Origin of the sequence: Simplicispira sedimenti (genome assembly GCF_022760965.1) — a bacterium.
GTDB lineage: Bacteria > Pseudomonadota > Gammaproteobacteria > Burkholderiales > Burkholderiaceae_C > Simplicispira > Simplicispira sedimenti.
Genome location: NZ_JAKVIJ010000013.1, coordinates 29957 through 54720, shown reverse-complemented (window position 1 = coordinate 54720; position 24764 = coordinate 29957). Strand labels below are relative to the sequence as shown.

The window sequence follows — 24764 nt, the reverse complement described above, 5'->3', positions numbered from 1 at the left end:
CACCATGCCAACACGACGCACCTCTTTCCCCTTTCCGCTAGCCCCACTGGGCACCGCCATCGCCCTGCTGCTCGCCCCATCCGCCTGGGCGCAGCAAGGTAACTCAGCGGACACTGCACTGCCCACCGTCACGGTCAAGACCGCGCCCACATCCGACACGGTGGTGACCCAGAACCAATCGGCCACCGTGGGCAAAAGCCCCGCAACGGTGCATGAAACACCGTTTGCCATGTCCGTCATCCGCGTGGAGCAGATGCGCGAAGCGGGCGCCAAGACGGTGGAGGACACCTTGCTCTACAGCGCTGGCGTGTACGCCGGGCGCTATGGCTTTGACACGCGGGGCGACTGGGCAGCGGTGCGTGGCCTGTCGCCGTCGATGTACCAGGACGGCCTGCGCAGCCTGTTCGGTTACTACAACAACGTGCGCCCGGAGATCTACACGCTGGAGAGCGTCGAGGTGCTCAAGGGCCCGTCTTCGGCTCTGTACGGCCAGGCAGAACTGGGTGGCATCGTCAACGTGGTGAGCAAGCAGCCCCAGAAGGCCCCTTCCCGCGAAATCGAGTTGCAACTGGGCTCGCACAACCGCAGGCAACTGGCAGCCGACTTCACCGGGCCGCTGAACGCGGACCAGACCCTGCTCTACCGCCTGGTGGCACTGGGTCGCAAGAGCAGCACGCAGGTGGATTACGTCAACGACGACGCGCTGGTGCTGATGCCATCGCTCCAGTGGCAGCCCCATGCCGACACGCGTGTCAGCGCCAGTTTGGTGCACCAGCAAAATGACTCCAAGGTGTCCTCGCAGTTTCTGCCCTACCAGGGCACGCTGGGAGCGGCACCGCTGGGCACCATCCCCAGCAACCGCTTTGCCGGAGAGCCCGATTGGGACCGTTACGAGACGCGCAAGAACGAACTGAGCCTGAACTGGGACCAGCGCCTGACACCCGCCTGGAAGTTGGTCGGCGCGCTGCGCAAGACCCAGTCCTCCAGCGTCACGCGCGAGATCTACACCTCCGTGGGCCCCATCCCCACGGCGGCGGGCAACATCTCGCGCACCGTGCACGCGGCAGACCGCAAGACCGATGTTCTGGGCACCGACCTGCGGCTGGAAGGCACGCTGCAGGCAGGCCCCATCCAGCACCAGGTGGGTGTGGGCGTGGACTACCAAAATGCCCTGTGGGAGGAGTTCAACTACTTCAGCCAGTCGGGCGTGGGCAGCTTCAACGTGTACAACCCGGTGTATGGGTCGGTGGGCGCGCTGAACCTCTCCCGCCTGCCCCTGGCCGATCGCCCGGACAACAAGATCGTTCAAACCGGCATCTATGCCACCGACCACATCACCTGGGGCCCCTGGATCGTCTCGGGCGCCGTACGGCACGATCAGGCGCGCAACCAGGTGCTCAACCTCGCTACCCCCAACACCGTGGTCAAAAACACGGCCACCACAGGCCGCCTGGGCCTGATGTATCAGTTTGCCGCAGGCCTGGCACCCTATGCCAGCCTGTCCAACTCCTTTGTGCCCAACCTGGGAACGGACGGCACGGCCGCTGCCAGCTACCTCAAGCCCACGACCGGCATGCAGAAGGAAATTGGCCTGAAGTACCTGGCGCCCAACGGCAAAACCTCTGCAGCCCTCGCCTGGTTCGACATCGAGCAAAAAAACCGCGTGGTGGACGGAAGCACCCCCGGCGGGCGCGAGCAGATCGGAGCGGCCATCCAGGGATGGGAGCTCGAGGCACGCCACCGCACCGGCGCCTGGGACCTGCTGGCCAACTACACCCGGATGGACGCCGTGAACCCGGCCACCGGCAAGCGCCTGAGCGCCATTGCCGAAGCCACGGCCTCGGCATGGGTCGAATACCACTTCGCTGGCGGCTGGCGCGTGGGCCTGGGCGGGCGCTACATCGGCGACCTCACCGGCAATGGCGGCGCGCCCGTGGTTCCCTCTGTGGCACTGTACGACGCCATGGTCGGCTACGCCACCGGGAACTGGGATTTCCGGCTCAACATCAAGAATCTTGCGGACAAACAGTACGTCTCGTGGTGCCGCGGCCCCAACATGGATTGCGGGTACGGCGAACGGCTGAACGCGTCGCTCACCGCGCGCTACCGGTTCTGAGCGCTGTGACGCAGGGCCGAAGGTGGGCGGTATTGGGCGTATCTTCCAGCACCAGGGTGCCGGTCAGCAGCAGAAAAAGCACTACCGCAGCAGCCAGCCAGTGAACCGCCATCTGGCCTGCGGCATACCGGAAAGATGTCATCGTGACTCCTGTGGGTTGCGAAGGGAAACCTGGGCATCCTGCCGGGGTGCGTGGTCACCCGCCATCGCAGCGCCCAGCGCCACGGTGTCCAGCAAGCGCTGTGCCTGTGCGGCAGCCAGGTTGCTGCGCGCCTGCAGCAGCACCTGATCCGCCACCAGCAGTTGCACGGGGCTGGCGGCGCCTGCCCTGTGCTGGCTCACGACCACACGGTGTTGCTCCTGGGCGGCCTGGGCGCTGCGCGCCAGGGCCGCCAGGGTCTGCGCATCCTGCTCCACGGCGCTGAGCGCGTCGGCCACGTTGCGCAGCGCCTCGAGCACCACGCGCTGATAGCTGGCGGTGGCGGCCTCCAGCGCGGCCTGCGCTGCGCGCCGCTCTGCAGGCAGGCTGGCATTGAACAGGGGCTGGCTGATCTGACCCAGCACGCTCCAGACCGCTGCGCCGCCACCGAACAGGGCGGACGTCGTCAGAGCCTGGCTGCCCAGGCTGGCGCTCAGGGTGAACTGGGGGTATTGCCGCGCGATGGCAACGCCCAGATCGCCATGTGCGGCCCGCAGCGCCGCTTCGGCCGCCTGGATGTCGGGCCGGCGGCGTGCCCACTCGGAAGGCACGGTGACCGGCAGGCGCTCAGGCAAGCGGAAGTCTTCCAGTGTGAAGACCGGCACACCCTGCCCCGGGGGGCGTCCGGCCAGCACCGCCAGCAGGTGCTCGGTCTGCTGCAATTGCTTGCGCAAGGGGGGCAGCGCGGCGCGGGTCTGCTCGGCCTGGGCCGTGAGGGCGCTCACTTCGTCGGGGGCCGCATGGCCCAGGCGCGTACGCACCTGGGCAAGATCGACCAGGGATTGCTGGGTGCGCAGGATCGCCGACAGCGATTCGATCTGGGCCGCCAGCCGGGCGCGTGTGATGGCGGCAGTGGCCAGGTTGGCCGCCAGGGCGTGGCGCGCCGCTGCCAGCTCATGTTGCCGCACATCGGCGCGTGCTGCCGCTGCGCGCAGGCTGCTGTCGATGCCACCACCCATATCGAAGCGGTAGCGCACGCCCACGCTGGCACCATACAGGCTGAACTCGCGCGTATCGCCTGCCAGACCCTGGGCGCTGGGGCTGATCTGCTGGCGCTGCGCGCCCAGGCCCAGATCCAACTGGGGCAGTTGCGTGGCGCCAGCCTGGGCAGCGTACAACTCGCGCGACTGGGTCAGCACGGCCTGGGCTGCGGCCAGTGTGGGGCTGGCGTTCAGGGCCTCGTCCACCAGTGCATCGAGTGCGCCGCAGCCCAGTGCCCTCCACCATGCGCCCTCCACGGCGCCCTCCACCCATTGCTGCGCCAGCCCATGCAGAACTGGGGCCGATGCGGTGGGAATGGCCAGCGGACTGACGGTATAGCCCGCCACTGAGGGCGGCGGCGGGGCCTCGTAGGGCGGCGCCGATGCGCAACCGGCCAGCGCCAGCGCAGCTGTCAGTGCCCCCAGGGCAGAACGGAGGGGTTGTTGCATGGGCCTAAGTCCTTGTGGATGCGCAGGGAGCGTCATGCGGCTTCGATGCTGCGGCCTTCGCCCGCTTCTTCGTGCGTGACGCCGTCACGGATGTGGTAAATCCGCCGGAATATAGGGATGATTTTTTCGTCGTGCGTGACCACGATGACGGCCGTCTGGTAGCGCTGCGCCATGTCGTTGAGGATGCGCACCACGGCCATCGCGCGCTCGCTGTCCAGCGGTGCCGTGGGCTCGTCGGCCAGGATCACCGGCGGGTGGTTGACCAGGCCACGCGCAATGGCCACGCGCTGCTGCTCGCCCCCGGAAAGCTGCGAGGGCATGGCCTTGGCACGGTGCTGCACGTCCAGCGCCGTGAGCAGTTCCAGCGCGCGCGAGCGCGCATGGGCGTTGGGCATGCCCGCCAGCATGGGCAGCAGCGCGACGTTGTCGGTCACGTCCAGAAAAGGGATCAGGTACGGTGCCTGGAAGACAAAGCCGATGCGGTCGCGCCGCAGGGCCCGCAGGTCGTCCACCTTCCAGCCCTCGTCGTAGATGACCTCCTGGCCCAGCGTCATACGCCCGGCGGTGGGGTCGATCACGGCGCCCAGGCATTTGAGCAGCGTGCTCTTGCCCGAGCCCGAAGGGCCGATGAGGCCCACCACTTCGCCCGGAGCGACCTGCATGTTTACGCCCTTGAGCGCATCCACCGCCGTGTCCCCGCTGCCGTAGCGCTTGCGCAGGCCTTCGATGCGGATGCCGTTGCCGTTCATGTCATCCCCCAATGGCCTCGGCCGGGTCCACGCGCAAGGCCATGCGGATGGCGATCACGCTGGCGAGCGCGCAAATCACCAGCACGATGGCCAGCCCGGCCAGCGAATCCTGCGGCACCAGCAACACGTATTTGGGAAACAGTGGCGCAGCAAAGGTGGCCGTGATCTTGCCCACCGCAAACCCGATGAGCCCCAGCGCCAGGGCCTGCTGAAGAATCATGGAGGCAATGGTGCGGTTGCGCGTGCCGATCAGCTTGAGCACCGCGATCTCGCGGATCTTGTCCATGGTCAGGGTGTAGATGATGAAGGCCACGATGGCCGCACTGACCGCCGCCAGGATGACCAAAAACATGCCGATCTGCTTGGCCGAGGTGGCGATGAGCTTGCCGATCAGGATGCCTTCCATCTCGGCGCGGGTATAGACCGTCAGGCGCTTCCAGCGGCGCACGGCATCGGCCACCTCGTCGGCATGGGCGCCGGGAAGCAAGCGAACGAGTACGGCGTTCACGGTGTTGCTGCTTGTCTGCGATGCCTGGATGGCCGACAACAGACCCGGCACGCCCGGCCGGTTGAATGCCGGGTTGGCAGCAGTGCGCTGGCGGTTCTGCACAATGGCGTCGTTGTCCTTGAGGAACTGGGCTTCCTGCGCATCCTTCAGGGGGATGAACACCATGGGGTCGCCGCTGGAGGAGACCATGCGGCGCGTCAGGCCGACAACGGTGTAGCTGTTGCGGCGAATGCGCAGCGTGTCGCCCAGCCGAAAGCCCGTAGCCACATCGGCCATGGCCTCGTAATGGCCACGCGTGACGCGTCGCCCCGCCACCAGCGCCGGTGGCCAGCCCGGCGAGCCCCAGGCATCGCCCGGCACAATGCCCACCACCATCGCGCGCACGTCCCGTCCCCCCTGGCGCACCTGCATGGTGAGGTAGGTCACATTGGCTGCCTCGGCCACCCCAGGCATGGCACGCAGGGCGCGCTCGGTGTCGTCCGGAATGCTCGACGGCTCGGCATAGGGGCCCAGCGTGTCACGCTGCACCACCCAGAGATCGGCGCCGCTGTTGTCCAGCAAGGCCTTGCCATCGTCCACCATGCCACGGTACACGCCTGCCATCACCAAGGTCACGCCCAGCAACAGGCCCAGGCCCAGGCCGGTGAAAACGAACTTGCCCCAGGCGTGGGCAATGTCGCGCCCCGCCAGGCTGATCACGAGGACACTCCAGGGATGCGCTCGACCACATGGATGCGCGAACGTGCGGTCAGCGCCTTTTCGCTGTAGAGCACGATGGAGTCACCGGGCGCAAGCCCCTTGAGCACCTGCACCCGCCCCTCCAGATCCGAACGCCCCAGCACCACCGGCACAAAGTCCAGGCGGTCACCCTGGGCCACCCATACGCCGATCTGCGTGCCCTGGCGCTGCACGGCGGCATTGGGAACGACAGGCCCCTGCGCCAGTTCGGGCAGATCCACCGTCACCTCGGCGCGTTCGCCAATGGGCGGCAGGGGCTGCGGCACCGTGGAAAAAACCACCTTGGCCAGCAGCTCCTCGGTCACCGCGTCGGCACGCGGCTCCAGGCGCAGCACCTGCCCAGCCAAGGTCTGCGCCCGGCGCGAGCGCAACGCCACCTGCGCGGGCTGCTGCGCCGCCAGGCCTGCGGCACTGACCTGGTCAAAGCGCGTGTTGACCCAGAGCGATGTCGGATCGACCACCTCGACGACCATCTGTCCAGCCACGAGGGTGGTGCCGGGCTCGGCGTCGCGCGCGGTAACCAGGCCGTCCACCGGCGACACCAGGCGCAGACTGGCGCGCTGCGTGCGCAGTGCCTGCAGATCGGACTGGGCGCGGGCCTGGTCTTCGCGTGCCGCCGCCAGTGCCGCACTGGCCAACTGCAAGTCCTGGCGGCGTGCGGCCAACAATTCCTCGCTGGTGGCCTTTTCGGCAAAAAGTTGCTCGTAGCGCCGGGCCTGCTGCTGGGCAAAAGCATGGCGCGCCGTGGTGTCGGCCACGGCGGCGGCGGCGCGCTGCACCTGCGCCTGCTGCGAGCGCAGGCGGTCGTCGCTGTCCACGGGGTCCATTTCGCCCAGCACCTGACCGGCCTTGACGGTATCGCCCACCTGCACCGACAGGCGCAGCAGGCGCCCCGGCGCCACCGGCCCCAGGCGGTACAGCTGGCGCGCCTCGACCGTGCCCACGCCAAACAGGGACGGGCGCAACGCCTTCGACTCCACCTGCACCACCGTGACGGCCACAGGCGCCAGGGGCCCGGAACGCAGGGCCACATAGCCCAGAACGAAGGCCAGCGGCACCAGCACGGCCAGGATGGACAAAGCGCGACGGCTCAGCGGGAGCTTGCTCATGGTGTACCTCGGGAAATGCCACGCAGATAGGTGGCGAACACTCCGGGCGCGTTGCGCTGAATGGCCTGCACATCCCCCGCAAACAAGGCCTGGATGACGAGGCCCTGGATGGAGCCGACAAACAGGGTGGCGGCAGCCTCGATGTCCAGGTGCGCATCCAGCTCGCCGCTGTCCCGACCGCGCTCCAGCAAGGTGCGCAGGCGCTCGGCATATTCGCGCAGCAGTGCGGCCACCAAGCGCTTGGGCGTGGTCGAACCGGCCCGCTGAAGTTCCCCGAACAACAGGCGCGGTACGCCCGGATGCTCGCTCACGAACGCGGTGTGCGCCATGAACATGGCCTGCAAGGCGCTGCCGGCGCTCGGCGCCCCCAGCACCACGGCGTCTATGCGGGACATGAGCCGCTGGGCCACCCACTGCACCACCGACTCCAGAATGGCGTCCTTGGTGGGAAAGTGCTTGAACAGTGCCCCCTGGGTCACCCCCATGTGCTGCGCAATCGTGGTGGTCGTGATCTCACCGGGCGCGTGGTTGGCCGCCAGTTCAATCACCGCCTCGACGGTGGCGGCACGCCTATCGTCCGCCGAAAGGTATTTGCTGCGTGTGCTCATTGCAAAAGTAAGTAACTTATTACTATCTTATGAAGCGCGTTTCATCCTGTCAACGCCAAATCCGGTGACCCTATGCTCAGGGTGGTCAGCGCCCGCTGCCGCCCATGTCACAAAGGCACAGGCTGCGTCGTCTTGGAGGTATGAACACACCTCCACCCCTGACACTGCCCGCACAGCCCCCGCTGGGCCACACTCCCGCCACCCCCTGGCACCGGCGCCTGCACCGCCTGGGCGCCCGCGTTCTGGTGGCTTTCGTGCTGCTGCACCTGCTCAACCACCTGACCGCTCTGGGCGGAGTGGCCACCCACCAACAGGTGCTGGAGGTGCTCCGATGGATTTACCGCCACCCGTGGGTGGAACCTGTGCTGCTGTTGGCCGTGCTGAGCCAGGCGGCCTCGGGCAGCCGCGCTGCCTGGGGTGCCTGGCGCGCGCCCAAGCGGCTGGGGACGGTGGAGCGCATCCAGGTGCTCTCCGGCCTGGTGCTGGGGAGTTTTCTGTCCATCCATGTCAGCGCAGTGCTGGCAGGACGCTGGCTGCAGGGCCTGGACACCAACTTCCACTTTGCGGCGGCGGGTCTGCATATCGCGCCCTTCGGGTGGTTTTTTGCCCCGTACTACTTTGTGGGCGTGAGCGCGCTGGGCATCCACCTGGCCTGCGCGCTGTGGTGGCGGCTCGCACACCGCACGGCGGCGCAGCAACGCCGCGCGGCCTGTGCAGTGGCGGTGGCGGGCATGGCGTGTGCCGCAGTGCTGGTGGCGCTGCTGGCGGGCTGGGTGGTGCCGGTGCAGGTGCCATCCGCCTACCGGGCAAGCTTTGGGGTGTAATCCGCCATGCCCCGCGACTTTGAAGCCCACCGCCCCCGCCTGCGCGCGCTGGCCTACCGCATGCTCGGTTCACGCAGCGAGGCCGAAGACGTGGTGCAGGACGCCTGGCTGCGCTGGCAGGCTGCCGACCAGGCCCAGGTGGAGGACCCGCTGGCCTACCTGTGCCGCGCGACCACACACCTGTGCCTGGACCTGCTACAAAGCGCCCGCGCGCGCCGTGAACAGTACGTGGGACTGTGGCTGCCCGAGCCCATCGTGGACGAGGCGCACCACAGCTACGGCGCACCCAACCCCGAGACCGTGCTGGGCCACTACCAGCAACTGAGCCTGGGGTTCATGTGGGCGCTGCAGCAGCTCAGCCCGCTGGAGCGCGCCGCCTTTGTGCTGCACGATGTGTTCGAGCAACCCTTCGATGAGGTGGCGCAAACCTTGGGGCGCAGCAGTGCTGCATGCCGCCAGTTGTCCAGCCGTGCACGCAAGCAATTGCAGGCGCAGGGCTACGGTGCAGAAGACACTGCCGCAGCACCTGCGGACACCCGCATGCAGGCCCTGCTGGAAGCCTTTGCACAGGCCCTGGCCAGCGGCGAGTTGGGGGCCCTGGCAGAGTTGCTGACACAGGACGTGCGCCTGTGCAGCGACGGCGGCGGCGTGGTCTGTGCGATACCGGCGCCGCTGCTCGGGCGCGATCGCGTGGCACAGGCCCTGGTGGCGTTTGCCCGTACCTGGCAGCGCGATGCCGGTGCCCAGGCGCTGCACCCCGCATGGGTGAACGGCGCCCCAGGCGCCTTGCTGTGGAATGCCCAGGGCGTGCTGGAACAGGCCTGCGCCCTGGAATGGGACACCCAGGGCCGGGTGCGTGGCATTTACTTCCAGCGCAACCCGCAGAAGCTGGCCGCCCTCACGACCACACCGGCACCAGGAAGTCGCGGCTGACGCCCGCGCCCAGGTCGTTGACGCGGTCCAGAAACTGCGTCAGGAACGCGTGCAGGCCCGTGGCCAGGATTTCATCGATGCGGCCGTACTGCAGATCGGCCAGCAGACGCCCGGCGCGGCGCTGTGTCTCTGCCGAATGGTCGTTGGACACCTGGGCCAGGTTGTCCACGACCTCGCGCAGGCTGGCGTGCAGCGAGCGCGGCATGTCCCTGCGCAGAATGAGCAGTTCGGCCACGCGGTCGGGGCTGATGGCGTCGCGGTACACCTTGCGATAGACCTCGAACGCCGAGACGCTGCGCAGCACGGCACTCCAGTGGTAGAAGTCCGCCTCGTGCTCGCGCGCGGGGGCCAAGCCATGGAATTCGGACTCCACGGCATGGAACTTCACGTCCAGCAGACGCGCAGTATTGTCGGCACGCTCCAGGAAAGTGCCCAGGCGCAGGAAGTGGAAGGCCTCGTCCTGCAGCATGGTGCCCAGCGTCACACCGCGCGAGAGGTGCGAACGGTACTTGACCCACTCGAAGAACTGGCCCGGATCGCGCTCGAAGGCGCCCTCGGCCAGCATGCGGTTGACCTCCAGCCAGGTCTGGTTCTGCGTCTCCCACACCTCGCTGGTGAGCGTGCCGCGCACGGCACGGGCATTCTCGCGGGCGGCGCGCAGGCAGGAGAGGATGGACGAGGGGTTGGAGCCGTCGCGCACCATGAAGTGCAGCACCCCGTCGCGCGTAACGGTGCCGTGGCGCGCGGTGTAGGCGGGGATCAACTCGCTGATCGAGAGCATGCCCAGCCAGCCCTCCTGGGCGCGCTCGGCCGACTGAGGCAGCAGCGCGGTCTCATGGACCACGTTCAACATCCGGGCGGTGTTCTCCGCTCTTTCTGTGTAACGCGACATCCAGAACAGATGGTCAGCGGTGCGGCTCAGCATGGCGTGCTCCCTTCTTCCTGCAACACCCAGGTGTCCTTGGTACCCCCGCCCTGCGAGGAGTTGACGACGAGCGAGCCCTCCTTGAGCGCCACGCGCGTGAGGCCGCCCGCCACCATCTGCACCTTGGTGCCTGACAGCACAAAGGGCCGCAGGTCGATGTGGCGCGGCGCCAGGCCGCTGTCCACGAAGGTGGGGCAGCTCGACAGGCTCAGCGTGGGCTGCGCGATGTAGCGCGCCGGGTCGGCCACCAGAGCGCGGCGGAAATCCTCGATCTCGGCGCGCGTCGCGGCCGGGCCGATGAGCATGCCGTAGCCCCCGGCGCCGTGCACTTCCTTGACCACCAGTTCGCCAAGGTGGGCCAGCACGTACTGCAGGTCTTCGGGCTTGCGGCACATCCAGGTGGGCACGTTGTGCAGGAGGGGCTCTTCGCCCAGGTAGAAGCGGATCATCTCGGGCACGTAGGGATAGACCGATTTGTCGTCCGCCACGCCCGTGCCCACGGCGTTGCACAGGGCCACGTTGCCCGCACGGTAGGCGCGCATCAGCCCGGCGCAGCCCAGGGTGGAGCCGCTGCGGAAAACCTGCGGATCGAGGAAGTCGTCGTCCACGCGGCGGTAGATCACGTCCACGCGCCGCAGGCCGCGCGTGGTGCGCATGTAGATGAAATCGTCCTGCTCCACCAGGTCCAGCCCTTCCACCAATTCGACGCCCATTTGCTGGGCGAGGAAGGCGTGCTCGAAGTACGCGCTGTTGTACATGCCCGGCGTGAGCACCACCACCGTGGGCGCCGCAGCGGCAGCGGGCGGCGCCATGGCGCGCAGGGTTTCCAGCAACAGGTCGGGGTAATGGGCCACGGGCGCAACGGCGTGCTGGCTGAACAGTTCGGGGAACAGCCGCATCATCATCTTGCGGTTTTCCAGCATGTAGCTCACGCCGCTGGGCACGCGCAGGTTGTCTTCCAGCACGTAGTACTGGCCTTCGCCCTGGGCGTTGGCGGCACGCACGATGTCGATGCCCGCAATGTGCGCGTACACACCGTGGGGCACGGGCGCACCCTGCATCTGCGTGCGGTACTGGGCGTTGTGCAGCACCAGCTCGGCGGGCACGATGCCTGCACGCAGAATGTCCTGACCGTGGTACAGGTCGTGCAAAAAGCGGTTGAGCGCCGTCACGCGCTGCACCAGGCCGCGCTCCATCCAGGCCCATTCAGCCGCAGGGATGATGCGTGGCACCAGGTCAAACGGAATGAGGCGCTCGCTGCCCACGCCCTCCTCATCCTTGTCGCCGTACACGGCAAAGGTGATGCCCACGCGCCGGAAGATCATCTCCGCCTCGGCGCGGCGGGACTGCATGGACTGCGCGGGCTGCTGCGCCAGCCAGTGCGCGTAGCGCTTGTAGTGCTCACGCACATCACTGCCGTCGAACGGCAGCAGGGCGTACATCTCGTCGAACTTGGACATGGGCCTGGCCCCTCCTTGCCAGCAGGATAGCAAGTTGCGGGCCACAGGATAGAGAACACCCCCCTGCGTCGCTTCGCGCCTTCCCCCCTCTCTCGAATCGCTGCGCGATTCGGGAGGGGGGACGCTCCCAGCGCGGCGGGGCGGCCCTTGCGCGGGAGCCCTGGCCGGGCCACGCCCCGTGCATGCGATCGAGGATGTAGAACACACCCCTTATCGCCTTCGGAGCCCCCTCTCCCACCAGGGGAGAGGGGGTCACACCTCCCCTCCCCCCTCGCGGGGGAGGGGTCGGGGGAGAGGGGGGACGTTCCCGGCGCGGCGGGGCGGCCCTTGCGCGGGAGCACTGGCGGGGGGCCGCCTATATAGGCAGCGTCGGGGACTACCAGCGGTGCTGCCAGTAGCGCGGGCGCTCTTGGCGCTCGCAGCGCACCTCGGCGGGCTGGCGCGACGCCCAGAGCGCCGCACCGCAACGCGCCGACTCCACCACGGCAATGCCGCGCGCCTGCAGGCGTGCCAGCACTTCAGGGGCCGGGTGCCCAAAGCGGCTGCGGTAGGCGGCCTGCACCAACGCGGTGCGCGGCTGCACGGCATCGAGGAAGGCGGGGCTCGACGAGGTCTTGCTGCCGTGGTGGGGCAGCAGCAGCACGTCAGCCTGCAGTGGCGCTGCCTGGGCCACCAGCAGTTGTTCCTGCGCGGCCTCGATGTCGCCCGCCAGCAGCGCCACGGCGCCGCCCGCACTGCGCACGCGCAGCACGCAACTGAGGGCGTTGCTGCGCGCCGGTCTGGTGCCTTCAGGCGGGCTGGCGGCAGGCGGGTGCAGCAGCTCGAACTGCACGCCATCCCAGGTCCACTGCTGGCCTGCCACGCAGGGGCTGATTTCGCCCAGGACCTGCAGCGCGGCATCACCGGCCACAGAGCCCACCAGTCGCGTTTGGGGTTGCTGCGCCCGCACGGCGGCGGCGCCCCCGGTGTGGTCGCTGTCGCGGTGGCTGAGCATGATCAGGTCCAGCCGCTCGCCCTGTGCGCGCAGCAAGGGCACCAGTACGCGGTCGCCCGCATCGCTGTCCAGGCTGTAGCGCGGGCCGGTGTCGTACAGCAGGCTGTGCGTGGCCGTGCGCAGCAGCACCGCATTGCCCTGGCCTACGTCGGCAGCCAGCAGATCGAACTGCCCCTCCAGCGGACGCGCAGGCTGCCACAGCAGCACCGGCAGCAACAAAGGCAGCCCCAACAGGCGCAGCGCCCAAGGCAGTCGCAGCACCATCCACAAGCCGCCCAGCACCGCCGCCACGCCCACCCCCCAGGGCGCCACAGGCAACCACAGCGATGCCGCTGGCCACGCCGCAAGCCACTGCAAAACCGCCACCAAACCCTGCACCGCCCACAGTGCGGCCTGCCACAGCGGCGCCCACAGCACCCCGGCCAAGGCCAGCGGCGTAACCACCAGCGTGACCCACGGTATGGCCAGCAGGTTGGCCACCATGCCTACCAGCGACACCTGCCCAAAGAACAGCAGGCCCAGCGGCGTGAGCACAAGCGTCACCACGGCCTGCTGGCGCAGCATTGCAACAAAATGGCCTTTAACACCCGTGGAATAAGCGCCAAAAGCTATCAAATTGCTAGCAAACAATGCCGTAACCGCTACAAAGCTGAGCCAGAACCCCGGCTGCAGCAAGGCCCAGGGGTCGGCCAGCGCCACCACCGCGCAAGCCAGCAACCACACCTGCGGCCAGGGCCAGCGCCGCCCCGACAGGCGCAGCAGCACCACTGTGGCCAGCATGGCCACCGTGCGCTGCGCGGGCACACCCCAGCCGCTGAACAGCGCGTACAGCCCCGCCAGCAGCAAGCCGCCCACCAGCGCCGCCGAGGGTGCAGGCCACGCCAGGCACAGGCGCTGCGAGCGGCGCCAGGCAGCACCCACCGCCGCAGCGGCGAGCCAGGCAAACAGCGTGATGTGCAGGCCCGAGATGCTCATCAGGTGCGACACGCCGGTGGTGCGGAACAGATCCCACTCGCTGCGCTCGATGGCGCGCTGATCCCCGGTGACCAAGGCCGCCACCACACCCGCCAGGCGCTGCTGCTGCGCATCGGTGGCGTCGGGGGCCAGGTAGTCAAAAATGGCGTCACGCACCGCCTGGCGCACGCGTTCCACCGGGTGGCGCCAGGTGTGCGCCAGGCGCTGCGGCACCTCGTCGCGCGGGCCTGCGCGCACGTAGCCGGTGGCGCCCACGCCCTGCTCCCACAACCACAGCTCGTAGTCAAACCCCTGCGGGTTGCGCGCGCCATGGGGCTGCTTGAGGCGCACCGTGAGCGCCCAGCGCTCGCCCGCACGCAGGTCGCCGCTCAGGCGCTGCGGCTGCGCGCTGTCGGCCGACTCCTGCAGCACGCCGTGGTACCAGCCCAGGTCCACCCGCGCGGGCAGGCGCACGGGCTGACCGTTGAACGTGGCGGACTCGACCGCCACGCGCAGGCGCACCCCGTTGGACGTGGGCTGGGGCATGGCAGCCAGGGTGCCGACGATGCGCAGGTCCTTGCCCTGCAAATCGGCACCGAGCTGCTGCGCCTGCTGCTGCAGGGCGCGCAGGCCAGTGGCGGCAAACGCCAGGCTGGCCGCCGCCAGCAAGGCCCAGAACCAGGAGGCGCGGCCCCCACGCCGACCCGCCAGTTGCACCATGCACCACAGCAGTCCCGGCAAAGCCACCGCCAGGTACACCGGGGCGGCACCCAGTTGCGGCTGCTGCAACTGGACAAGAACACCCACCACCACCCCGGCGCACAGGGCCGTGCCGTGCCACGCCCTGGGTACAGTGGCGGCCTCAAGCACAGGAACCTGGTGCGGTGGGACGACGGAGTGCTCCATGCGCAGATGCTAATGCCGCATGAAAGCCCTGCCCAAAGGCGTGCCGCCACGGCCAGGCCTGTGTACCATGCCCAGCAGCCCGCCCCCGCTGGAGCGGCATTGCCCTTTGTTCTGTCTTACCCGAGGTACCCCATGAGCGTTTACGACAAGCTTTCCGAACTGAACATCACCCTGCCCCCCGTGAGCGTGCCCGCCGCAGCCTACGTGCCCTACGTGCAGACAGGCAACCTGGTGTTTCTGAGCGGCCACATCGCGCGCAAGGACGGCAAGCCCTGGGCTGCGCAGTTTGGCCGCGATATCAGCACCGAAGAAGGCAAGCTGGCCGCACGCTCCGTGGCCATCGACCTGATGGGCACGCTGCAGGCGGCCTGCGGCGGCGACCTGAACCGCGTCAAGCGCATCGTCAAGGTGATGAGCCTGGTCAACTCCACCGGCGACTTCACCGAGCAGCACCTGGTGACCAACGGTGCCAGCGAGCTGCTGGGCCAGGTCTTCGGCGAAGCCGGTGTGCACGCACGCAGCGCCTTTGGCGTGGCCCAGATTCCGCTGGGTGCGTGCGTCGAGATCGAGCTGATTGCGGAACTGGGCTGAGACCCACGACACCCCAGGGTGGCAAGTGGCTAAGGCGCCGTGCGGGACGGCTGCGGGGTGACGGCCAGAAGGGCTTCCAGTTCGGCTGCCGTCTGCGGCTTGCCAAAGAGGTAGCCCTGCAGTTCATCCACCCCCAGCCCCTGCAGCAGTGCCGCCTGCTCGGGGGTCTCCACCCCTTCCGCCACCACGCGCTTGTCGAGCGCCTTGGCCAAGGCGACGATCGCGGTGGCAATGGCCAGCGCAGGGCGCTCCACCCCGAAGGCAAACACAAAGCTCTTGTCGATCTTGAGGGTGTCGAACGGCAGTTGGCTCAGGTAGCTCATGGCCGAGTAGCCCACACCGAAGTCGTCCAGCGCAATGGCCACACCCAGCGCACGCAATGCGGCCAGGCGCTCGACGGCGGTATCGACATCGCGAATGAGCGCGCCCTCGGTGATTTCCAGTTCCAGTTCACCGGGCTGGATGTGGAACTCCTCCAACAGGGCCTGCAGTTGCGCAGGCAGCGCAGGATCGGCCAACTGCAAGGGTGAAAGATTGACGGACAGATGGCGCACCGGATGGTTCGGGATGCTGCGCCACTGCTGGAATTGCCCAAGCGCCTGGCGCAGCACCCAGCGCCCCAGTTCGAGAATGAACTCCGACTCCTCCGCCAGGGCAATGAAGATCTCGGGCGAGACGAACCCCTTGTCCGGGTGACGCCAGCGCAGCAAGGCCTCGACCGAAGCGATCTGGCCATGGGTACCCGCCACGCGCGGCTGGAACACCACAAACATCTGTCCGTCTGCCAACGCATGGCGCAGGTCGCGCCGCAGCAGCATGCGTTCGTCCAGCTCTGCATTGAGTGCGTGGTCGAACTCCACCAGCATGTGGCGACCGGAACTCTTGGCGCTGTACATGGCCAGATCGGCATACTTGAGCAGGTCTGCATGCGTGCTGCCATGCTCGGGGAACAGGGACATGCCAAAACTCGCGGTCAGATGGAGCTTGCGCGGCGGCACCACCACAGGCTGGCGTACCGCCTGCATGACGGCATCGATGGTGCCGCGATAGCTGCGACTGGCATCGGCGGGCAGCACAAAGACAAATTCGTCACCCGCAGGCCGCCCTATGGCCAAGGCACTGGCCCCCATGCAATGCAGCAGCCGCGCAGCAACCTCCTTGAGCACACTGTCGCCCACATCGTGACCATAGGCATCGTTGATCTCCTTGAACCCATCCAGGTCCATGTACACCACGGCAAAGCCCGCGGCGCTGTCCTGTGCCTGCGCGCCGTATTGCGTGGCCAGTTGGTCGATGGTCTCCACCAGCCCGTATCGATTGAGCAAACCGGTCAGGCTGTCACGGGTGGCACGCTCGCGCAATTGCTGCTCGCGCTGTTCGGCATGCAGCGCCACGGCCAGCCGCTGGCGAAAGGCGCCCAGTTCGCGCACAGCCCGCTCGGGCGCCACCGGAACCCGGGCCACACGCAGCCACACCCGCTGGGTCTGCGTCTGCGCCACCGGCAGGTCCACCCAGGGCTGGCCAGCAAGGGCCCCCGTGTGAGGCCCCCCGGCATGCCCACCGCCACCGGGGGCGGTGGCGGGGCGGCGTTCCAGCGTCCCATCCGGCAGAAGGGCCAGCGCCCAGGGGGATGGCTCACCGTCTGGCCATTGCACCACGCAGGCCGCACCACCACAGGCGGCCATGTCCAGATGCGCCAGCGTCAGCCGCACTACCTCCTCAAAGGGGCGCTGGTCCACGATGGCCCGGTCCATTTGCGCGAGCAATTGGAACAACTGAAGGTCATGCCCCACCTCCTCGGTCATGGCGTTGAAGGAATCCGCCAAGTCGGTGAATTCGCTGCGCGGCCCGGCAATGCGCACCCTGCGGCTGAAATCGCCACGCTGCATCGCACGCGTTCCCGACATCAAGGCATCCAGCGGCTGGGTCAGCTTGCGCAGCAGGACCGAACTGGCGGCCAGGGCCAGCAAAAAGGCGATGCCTGCCACATTGCCCACCAGGGCCGCAGTCCCGATGGGCAGATGGCGCTCCACGCTCGGTGCCAGCATGGCCGTCACTGTCCAGGAAGGCGTATCGAGGTACGGGCGGAAGAAGATCTCGCGTTCACTGCGGATCACCGCCGCGCCTGTCTCCTGCACGCCCTGGCAGTAGGGCCGCGCAAAACCAGCACCGGAGAAACAGATCCGATGGGTGCCGGACTGCGCGTTTTCCCACAGGTACTCGGCGTTGAGCGTGCCGTGCACCCGCCATGACTCCATCGGCACCACCAGTTCCACTGCGGGCGGCGTGTCTGGCACATCACCGTCCTGCACGCGGAGCGAAGCCAACGCACCCTTTCCCACAGGCAATACCGAGGCCGAAGCTTCCACGCGCACATTGGAAAAAACCACGGCCATCCGCTCGCTCAGTGCGGTCGATGGGGTGCCTGCAGCCAGACTTTGCGCATGGATACGCAGAAGGCTCTCGGCAGCGCGCAGCCGGTCGATCAGGTTGATGCCCACCGCCTTGGTCATTTCGCTGCTCAGCTGCGAGGCCGACTGACGCACGATGTAATCGGTCAGTTGGTAGGCCAACAGGGAGACAGCCCCCACCAATACTGCCACCAGAAAGAAGAAGGCAGCAAAGAGCCTGCGTCCCACGCGGCTTTGCAGAAAGGTGCTTGCCGCACTCCAGCGCATTCAATAATCCTCTGCCACCCCAACAAAGCCACCGTTGTTGGCACGGATGATGTCATCGCGGCTGGCCTTTGCCGTCAGCGCGGTCTGGCTGGCGCCATCGGGTCCCATGCTGTAGAGGTCGTAATCACTGTTGAGGGGGTGCAAGGACTTGTCCTTGCGCTTTTGGCCAACCGTCGCACCATCCATGGATAGGTATCGGTAGGGCGCGCCCCAGGGATCCAGGGGCACGCTGCCCAAAGCGGCAAGACTGGCGGGGTAGGCGCCCACGGCCATGAACACCCGATCCAGCCGCAGGCTGATTTCCAGAATGTCCTTCTTGGCCGCAGCGATCTTGGCCTTGCGCAGATAGGACTCGTAGCTGGGCACCGCAATGGCGGCCAACAAGCCGACCAATGCCACCGCAATCATCAACTCCACCAAGGTGACGCCCAGGGTCCGCATCCCGCCGCGTTGCCTCGCCCTCCTTCGGTGCCGCAAGTGGCCTGCAAAGGAGGCCCATGAAGAAGCGCTCATGCTCTGATCGCCGCCTCCATGGGACGCAAAAAGACCATGACTGCGTAGCCGGAGGCAGACAACCCATTCATCCTGGAAACCTCAGAAAGACTCCCAATCGTCCTCATTGGCGCGCGCTGCGGGTCGTGCAGGCGCAGCAGAAGCCGCCTTGCCTGCGGGCGGCGACGACGGGCGGGCGGCGGCCAGACGCGGGGTGCTGGCTGGCGCTGCTGCTGCCTTGCCCTGCAGCGGGCGTGCTGCCGGCGCCGCCACCGGCTTGGCAGGCGCAGGCGCGGGAGTCGGTGCAGGGGCATGTCTGCGCGGCGCGACCATGGCATCGGCCGCAGCACCACTGACCTTGAACTGCGACACCGCCTGCGCCAGTTGTTCTGCTTGCTCGCGCAGGCTTTGGGCGGCGGCGGTGCTTTCTTCGACCAGTGCGGCGTTCTGCTGCGTCATCTGGTCCAGATTTCCCACGGCCTGGTTCACCTGGGCGATGCCAGCGCTTTGCTCGGTCGAGGCAGCGGTGATTTCGCCAATCATGTCGGTCACGCGCTGCACGGATTGCACAATGTCCTGCATGGTGCTGCCGGCCTGCTGCACCAGGCCGGAACCGGCCTCGACCTTCTCGACCGACACACCGATGAGCTGCTTGATCTCCTTGGCCGCCTCGGCACTGCGCCCGGCCAGGCTGCGCACCTCGCTGGCCACCACGGCAAAGCCGCGGCCCTGCTCGCCCGCACGGGCGGCCTCCACGGCGGCATTCAAGGCCAGGATGTTGGTCTGGAAGGCAATGCCGTCGATCACGCCAATGATGTCGGCAATCTTGCTGCTGCTGCGCTGGATTTCCTCCATGGTGGAGACCACCTGCGAGACCACATCGCCCCCCTTGCGTGCCACGCTGGCCGCTCCATTGGCCAGGCTGCTGGCCTGCTGGGCACTTTGGGCGCTTTGCTGGATGGTGCTGGTGAACTGCTCCATGGCGGCCGCCGTTTCCTGCAGGTTGCTCGACGTCTGTTCGGTACGGGCCGACAAGTCGTGGTTGCCCTGGGCGATTTCGGAGCTGGCAGTGGCAATGCTGTCGGTGCTTTGGCGCACCTGGTACACCATGCGACCCAGGCTTTCGCTCATGGAATTCAGGGCGCGCAGCAGGTCGCCAAATTCGTCGCCCCGCACCACGGCTTCCTGCGAACTGAGGTCGCCCGCAGCGATGCGCTGGGCCAGCGTCTGCGCCTGTGCCAGCGGCTGCTGGATGCTGCGGATCAGGAAGTAGGCCCCCAGGCCGATGCCCGCCAGCACCAGGGCCACCATCACGCCGGCCAGTTGCACGGTGCGCATGCGATCCGAGCCCAGCTCGGACTGGCGCTGCGCCGCGTACTTTTGCTGCAGATCCACAAAATCGCGCAAGGACTGCAGGTAGGTCGCCACCGCCGGGTTGTAGGACTGCTTGACCAGCGCAATGGCTTCGTCGTTGCGGCCCTCCCCCTTCATTTGGGTGGCCTGCTTGCGCAGTTCCAGCATCGCGCTGCGTGCGGCGGCGATCTTGGCCATCTGGGCCTTGTCGGCCTCGGTGAGGTTCATAGCCTCCAGCGCTTTTTGCACCTGGCTGATCTGCGCCGAAGTGGCGGCAATCACCTCCTTGAACTCACCCTCGACGGCCGGGTCGCTGCTCACGATCATGGCCTGGGTGCGGGCGGCATTGGTTTCGGTCAGGCCCTGCCACTTGAGCGCCGACTCCACCCGCGTGGCCAGTTCGCGGGTCACGGCGTCGGCCTGCGCCTGGGATTTGGACGAGCGGTAGCCCGCAAAACCCACCACCGACACCAGCAGGACGATGATGGCGAGAACGGCAAGCCACAGTTTGTGGCCCATGCGCAGGTTGTTGGTCATGTATTTCTCCGGTGGGGCTTGGCTACACCAAATCGATGTCTGGCGTATTTTTGTGACCAAGTGTACGCCGATCAAGCGGCAATTCCAGCCCCACCCAAACGCCCGAACGCCCGAGTGCCACGCTGGGCCATGGTGCCCGAGGTGCGCGGACGGCCTTGCCGCCTCACTCCACCCGGGTAATGGCCGACGGCTTGAAGCCCAGATCCGCCGCCTTGCCCTTGCGCCCACGCGCTGCACGGGCGTTGTTCAGGCTGCGGATTTCGAGCTGCTCCTCGCGCAGCTTGCCGCCCCGGCCCACGCCTTCGATGCGGATGCTGCGCGTGTAGGCGGCTGCGCCGGCCAGGCGGTCCTTGTCTTCCAGGTCGATGAGCATGAGGCCGCGGCCGCCCTTCTCCAGCGTCTTGAGTTCGCCGATGTCAAAGCTCAGGATGCGCCCCCCCACCGAGGCACAGACCACATGCGTGGCGGGCGCCAACGGCTGGCTGGCGCTGCTGTGCGCCACATGCGAGGGTGCGCACACGGTGTCGCCCTCGCCCAGGCTGATGAAGGCCTTGCCGCCGCGCTGGCGCGACAGCATGTGCTCCACGGTGGCCAGAAAGCCGTAGCCGCCCGAGCTGGACAACAGCAGCTGCGCTGTGGCCGGGCCGGCAAAGTAGTGCGCAATGCTGCTGCCGGGCTCCAGTTCGATCAGCGTGGTGACGGGCTGCCCGTCGCCACGCGCGCCGGGCAGTTGCGCCACCGGCACCGAATAGATGCGACCGTTGCTGCCGAACACGAGCAAATGGTCCACCGTGCGGCATTCAAAGGTGCCGTACAGGCCGTCGCCCGCCTTGAAGGCAAAGCTCGCCGCCTCGTGGCCATGGCCGGTGCGTGCGCGCACCCAGCCTTTTTGCGAAACGATCACGGTAACCGGCTCATCGACCACCTTCACTTCGGCCACGGCCTTCTTCTCGGCCTGGATGAGGGTGCGACGCGCATCGCCAAACTGCTTGGCGTCTGCCTCGATCTCGCGCACCATCAGACGGCGCAGCGAGGCCGGGTTGGCCAGAATGTCTTCGAGCTTGCCCTGCTCCTCGCGCAGCTCCTTGAGCTCCTGCTCGATCTTGATGGCCTCCAGGCGGGCGAGTTGGCGCAGGCGGATTTCCAGAATGTCCTCGGCCTGCCGGTCGCTCAGTGCAAAGCGCGCGATCAGCGCCGCCTTGGGGTCTTCGGCGGCACGGATGATGGCAATCACCTCATCGATGTTGAGCAGCACCATCTGCCGCCCTTCGAGGATGTGGATGCGATCCAGCACCTTGTCCAGGCGGTGCTGCGTGCGGCGGGTGATGGTGGTCTGGCGGAAGGCGATCCACTCCTCCAGCATCTGGCGCAGCGACTTCTGCACCGGCTTGCCGTCGATGCCCACCATGGTCAGGTTGATGGGCGCCGAAGTCTCCAGGCTGGTGTGCGCCAGCAGCGCGGTGATCAGCTCCTGCTGCGGCAGCTTGCCGGTCTTGGGCTCGAAGACGATGCGCACCGGCGCGTCCTTGCTCGACTCGTCGCGCACGCCGTCGAGCACGGCCAGCATGCTGGCCTTGAGCTGCGTCTGATCCTGCGTGAGCGCCTTCTTGCCGGCCTTGACCTTGGGGTTGGTGATGTCCTCGATCTCTTCCAGCACCTTTTGCGCCGACACACCGGGCGGCAGCTCGGTCACCACCATCTGCCACTGGCCACGCGCCAGGTCTTCGATCTTCCAGCGCGCACGCACCTTGAGGCTGCCGCGGCCGCTGCGGTAGGCGTCCTGGATGTCGGCCGCCTGGCTGATGATCTGGCCGCCGCCGGGGTAGTCTGGTCCGGGCACCAGGGCGAACAGCTCGTCGTCCGTGAGCTTGGCGTTTTTCACCAGAGCCACGCAGGCGTCGGCCACTTCACGCAGGTTGTGGCTCGGGATTTCGGTGGCCAGGCCCACGGCAATGCCGCTGGCGCCATTGAGCAGCGCAAACGGCAGGCGCGCAGGCAGCTGGCGCGGCTCCTGCGTGCTGCCGTCGTAGTTGGGCACAAAGTCCACCGTGCCCATGTCGATCTCATCGAGCAGCAGGGTGCTGATGCGCGAGAGCCGTGCCTCGGTGTAGCGCATGGCCGCCGCGCCATCGCCGTCGCGGCTGCCGAAGTTGCCCTGGCCGTCGATCAGCGGGTAGCGCTGCGAAAAGTCCTGCGCCAGGCGCACCAGCGCGTCGTAGGCCGACTGGTCGCCGTGCGGGTGAAAACGGCCCAGCACATCGCCCACCACCCTGGCGCTCTTGACCGGCTTGGCCGCCACGTTGCGGCTGGGGCCGCTGTAGCCAAGGCCCATGCGGTCCATGGCGTACAGAATGCGCCGCTGCACGGGCTTGAGGCCGTCGCACACATCGGGCAGCGCACGGCCCTTGACGACGGACAGCGCGTACTCCAGGTAGGCGCGTTGGGCGTAGCTGGCAAGCCCAGGCTCGCCGTCGGCTGCGGAGGGTTGGAGGTCGAGGATGGGTTGGTCGCTCATGCGGAGGGTTCCTGCGCAACGGGGCTGATACCTTTGAAGGCACCCGAAACGCTATGTTTTTAATAGCTGCTGACGCTTGAATATATTGCCTTGGAGGCCAAAAACACTACACATCCACCTCTACCGCATCCCCATGCAGCTCCATCAGCTCACGGCGCGCGGCGGCTTCGCCCTTGCCCATGAGCTTGGTGATGAGGCCTTCGGTGGCGGCAAAGTCCAGGTCGCCCAGTTGCACGGGCAGCAGGCGCCGGGTGTCGGGGTTGAGGGTGGTGTCCCAGAGTTGCTCGGCGTTCATTTCGCCCAGGCCCTTGAAGCGGCTGATCGGGCATTTCTCGGGCGGCACGCCGTCCTTGGCGCATTTGTCGAGGATGGCGGTGAGCTCGCCCTCGTCCAGCGCGTACATCTTGGCCGCGGGCTTCTTGCCGCGCGCGGGCACATCCACGCGGAACAGCGGCGGGCGCGCCACATAGATGTGGCCGGCCTCGATGAGCTTGGGGAAGTGGCGGAAGAACAGCGTGAGCAGCAGCACCTGGATGTGCGCGCCATCCACGTCGGCATCGCTGAGGATGCAGATCTTGCCGTAGCGCAGGCCCGACAGGTCGGGGGTGTCATTGGGGCCGTGCGGATCGACGCCGATGGCCACGGCAATGTCGTGCACCTCGTTGTTCTTGAACAGCAGGTCGCGCTCGACCTCCCAGGTGTTGAGGACCTTGCCGCGCAGCGGCAGCACGGCCTGGCATTCCTTGTCGCGGCCCATCTTGGCGCTGCCGCCGGCCGAGTCGCCCTCGACCAGAAACAGCTCGTTGTGCGCGAGGTCGCGGCTTTCGCAATCGGTGAGCTTGCCCGGCAGCACGGCCACGCCCGAGCCCTTGCGCTTTTCCACCTTCTGGCCGGCCTTCTGGCGCGTCTGCGCCGCCTTGATGGCCAGTTCGGCCAGCTTTTTGCCGTAGTCCACATGCTGGTTGAGCCACAGTTCCATGGCCGGGCGCACAAAGCTGGAGACCAGGCGCACGGCGTCGCGCGAGTTCAGGCGTTCCTTGATCTGGCCCTGGAACTGCGGGTCCAGCACCTTGGCCGAGAGCACATAGCTGGCGCGCGCAAATACGTCCTCGGGCAGGAGCTTGACGCCCTTGGGCAGCAGGCTGTGCAGTTCGATGAAGCTCTTGACGGCCTGGAACAGCCCATCGCGCAGGCCGCTGTCGTGCGTGCCACCGGCGCTGGTGGGGATGAGGTTGACGTAGCTCTCGCGCACCGGCGCGCCTTCTTCGGTGAAGGCCACGCAGCAGGCCGCGCCCTCGCCTTCGGCAAAGCTGTCGTGCCCTGCATCGGCAAAGCCTTCGCATTCGAACAGCGGAATCACCGGGTCGGCGCTCAGCGTCTGGGCCAGGTAGTCGCGCAGGCCGCCCTTGTACTGCCAGGTCTGCGTTTCGCGGGTTTTCTCGTTGGCCAGGGTCACCGACACGCCGGGCATCAGCACGGCCTTGCTGCGCAGCAGGTGCGTGAGTTCGCCCAGCGGCAGGTTGCTCGATTCAAAGTATTTGGCGTCGGGCCACACGCGCACCGTAGTGCCCTGCTTGCGCTCGCCCGCCTCCAGCGGGCGCGCCACCAGGGGCTCGACCACATCGCCGCCCGCAAACACCAGGCGCGCGGCCTGGCCTTCGCGGTGGCTGGTGGCCTCCAGACGGGTGGCCAACGCGTTGGTCACGCTCACGCCCACGCCGTGCAGGCCGCCCGAGAAGCTGTAGGCACCGCCCTTGCCCTTGTCGAACTTGCCGCCCGCGTGCAGGCGGGTGAACACCAGTTCGATCACCGGCGCCTTTTCCTCAGGGTGCAGGCCGAAGGGAATGCCCCGGCCGTCGTCCTCCACGCTGACCGAGCCGTCGGCATGCAGCGTGACCTTGATCTTCTTGCCGAAACCGGCCAAGGCCTCGTCGGCGGCGTTGTCCAGCACCTCCTGGATGATGTGCAGGGGGTTGTCGGTGCGGGTGTACATGCCCGGGCGCTGCTTGACGGGCTCCAGGCCCTTGAGCACGCGGATCGAGCCTTCGGAGTATTCGGATGCGGAAGTGGGTTTGACTGCCATGGGCGCGGATTGTAGTGCTGTATGAAATCACAGTCATGCCAGGGTGCCGCGCTGTACCGGCG

At 67.4% G+C, this 24764-nt stretch carries 18 protein-coding genes; 4 read left to right on the top strand and 14 right to left on the bottom strand.

Annotated features, from left to right (window positions below; genetic code table 11):
* The first annotated feature begins 4 nt into the window (after nucleotides 1–4).
* Nucleotides 5–2116: a TonB-dependent siderophore receptor gene (locus MJ602_RS14050; protein WP_243021452.1), complete on the top strand. Its 2112-nt coding sequence runs from the start codon at nucleotides 5–7 to the stop codon at nucleotides 2114–2116.
* Here the strand turns inward: MJ602_RS14050 and MJ602_RS14045 are convergent.
* Genes MJ602_RS14045 through MJ602_RS14020 form a run of 6 tightly spaced genes read right to left on the bottom strand, consistent with a single transcriptional unit; the run spans nucleotide 2094 to nucleotide 7457 of the window.
* Nucleotides 2094–2258, bottom strand: a complete 165-nt coding sequence (locus MJ602_RS14045; protein ID WP_243021450.1) for a hypothetical protein — start codon at nucleotides 2256–2258, stop codon at nucleotides 2094–2096. The two genes, MJ602_RS14050 and MJ602_RS14045, sit on opposite strands and share 23 nt — an antisense overlap.
* Entirely contained in the window at nucleotides 2255–3745 is a 1491-nt protein-coding gene (locus tag MJ602_RS14040; protein ID WP_243021449.1) for an efflux transporter outer membrane subunit, read from the bottom strand. Before MJ602_RS14040 ends, MJ602_RS14045 begins: the two co-directional genes overlap by 4 nt.
* Nucleotides 3746–3777: 32 nt before the next feature.
* Nucleotides 3778–4494, bottom strand: a complete 717-nt coding sequence (locus MJ602_RS14035; RefSeq protein WP_243021448.1) for an ABC transporter ATP-binding protein — start codon at nucleotides 4492–4494, stop codon at nucleotides 3778–3780.
* 1 nt (nucleotide 4495) lies between these two features.
* Complete coding sequence (locus MJ602_RS14030; protein WP_162015686.1) at nucleotides 4496–5701, bottom strand: ABC transporter permease; 1206 nt, start codon at nucleotides 5699–5701, stop codon at nucleotides 4496–4498.
* The gene (locus MJ602_RS14025; RefSeq protein ID WP_243021446.1) at nucleotides 5698–6849 is read right to left on the bottom strand and encodes an efflux RND transporter periplasmic adaptor subunit; all 1152 of its coding nucleotides are present in this window, start codon (nucleotides 6847–6849) and stop codon (nucleotides 5698–5700) included. The genes MJ602_RS14030 and MJ602_RS14025 overlap by 4 nt, the downstream gene beginning before the upstream one ends.
* Entirely contained in the window at nucleotides 6846–7457 is a 612-nt protein-coding gene (locus MJ602_RS14020; protein WP_243021444.1) for a TetR/AcrR family transcriptional regulator, read from the bottom strand. The genes MJ602_RS14025 and MJ602_RS14020 overlap by 4 nt, the downstream gene beginning before the upstream one ends.
* A 140-nt stretch (nucleotides 7458–7597) precedes the next feature.
* Between MJ602_RS14020 and MJ602_RS14015 the strand changes: the two genes are divergently transcribed.
* Nucleotides 7598–8281 carry a hypothetical protein gene (locus MJ602_RS14015; protein ID WP_243021443.1) on the top strand — a complete coding sequence of 228 codons (684 nt, stop codon included), beginning with the start codon at nucleotides 7598–7600 and terminating at the stop codon, nucleotides 8279–8281.
* A 6-nt stretch (nucleotides 8282–8287) separates the two neighbouring features.
* On the top strand, nucleotides 8288–9214 hold the full coding sequence (sigJ, locus tag MJ602_RS14010) for an RNA polymerase sigma factor SigJ (RefSeq protein WP_243021442.1): 927 nt from the start codon (nucleotides 8288–8290) through the stop codon (nucleotides 9212–9214).
* Here sigJ and MJ602_RS14005 read toward each other — a convergent pair.
* From MJ602_RS14005 to MJ602_RS13995, 3 genes are all read right to left on the bottom strand, one after another.
* Nucleotides 9180–10139 carry an alpha-E domain-containing protein gene (locus tag MJ602_RS14005; RefSeq protein WP_243021440.1) on the bottom strand — a complete coding sequence of 320 codons (960 nt, stop codon included), beginning with the start codon at nucleotides 10137–10139 and terminating at the stop codon, nucleotides 9180–9182. The genes sigJ and MJ602_RS14005 overlap by 35 nt on opposite strands.
* Nucleotides 10133–11599 (bottom strand): circularly permuted type 2 ATP-grasp protein, encoded by a 1467-nt coding sequence (locus MJ602_RS14000; protein WP_243021438.1) that lies wholly within the window; start codon nucleotides 11597–11599, stop codon nucleotides 10133–10135. The genes MJ602_RS14005 and MJ602_RS14000 overlap by 7 nt, the downstream gene beginning before the upstream one ends.
* 376 nt (nucleotides 11600–11975) lie before the next feature.
* A complete protein-coding gene (locus tag MJ602_RS13995) occupies nucleotides 11976–14453 on the bottom strand; it encodes a DNA internalization-related competence protein ComEC/Rec2 (RefSeq protein ID WP_243021436.1) in 2478 nt (825 codons plus the stop codon).
* 132 nt (nucleotides 14454–14585) lie between these two features.
* On the opposite strand from MJ602_RS13995, the gene MJ602_RS13990 reads away from it, so the two are divergent.
* Nucleotides 14586–15044, top strand: coding sequence for a RidA family protein (locus MJ602_RS13990; protein WP_162015678.1), 459 nt, complete (start codon nucleotides 14586–14588; stop codon nucleotides 15042–15044).
* Between the two features lie 29 nt (nucleotides 15045–15073).
* On the opposite strand, the gene MJ602_RS13985 is transcribed toward MJ602_RS13990, so the two are convergent.
* From MJ602_RS13985 to MJ602_RS13965, 5 genes are all read right to left on the bottom strand, one after another.
* Nucleotides 15074–17722, bottom strand: coding sequence for a putative bifunctional diguanylate cyclase/phosphodiesterase (locus MJ602_RS13985; protein ID WP_243021434.1), 2649 nt, complete (start codon nucleotides 17720–17722; stop codon nucleotides 15074–15076).
* Nucleotides 17723–18235 carry a prepilin-type N-terminal cleavage/methylation domain-containing protein gene (locus MJ602_RS16770; protein ID WP_279236302.1) on the bottom strand — a complete coding sequence of 171 codons (513 nt, stop codon included), beginning with the start codon at nucleotides 18233–18235 and terminating at the stop codon, nucleotides 17723–17725.
* A gap of 81 nt (nucleotides 18236–18316) precedes the next feature.
* Nucleotides 18317–20104 (bottom strand): methyl-accepting chemotaxis protein, encoded by a 1788-nt coding sequence (locus MJ602_RS13975; RefSeq protein WP_243021431.1) that lies wholly within the window; start codon nucleotides 20102–20104, stop codon nucleotides 18317–18319.
* A gap of 163 nt (nucleotides 20105–20267) precedes the next feature.
* Nucleotides 20268–22619: a DNA topoisomerase IV subunit A gene (parC, locus tag MJ602_RS13970; RefSeq protein ID WP_243021430.1), complete on the bottom strand. Its 2352-nt coding sequence runs from the start codon at nucleotides 22617–22619 to the stop codon at nucleotides 20268–20270.
* 106 nt (nucleotides 22620–22725) lie between these two features.
* Nucleotides 22726–24702, bottom strand: a complete 1977-nt coding sequence (locus MJ602_RS13965) for a DNA topoisomerase IV subunit B (protein WP_243021428.1) — start codon at nucleotides 24700–24702, stop codon at nucleotides 22726–22728.
* Nucleotides 24703–24764 lie beyond the last annotated feature (62 nt).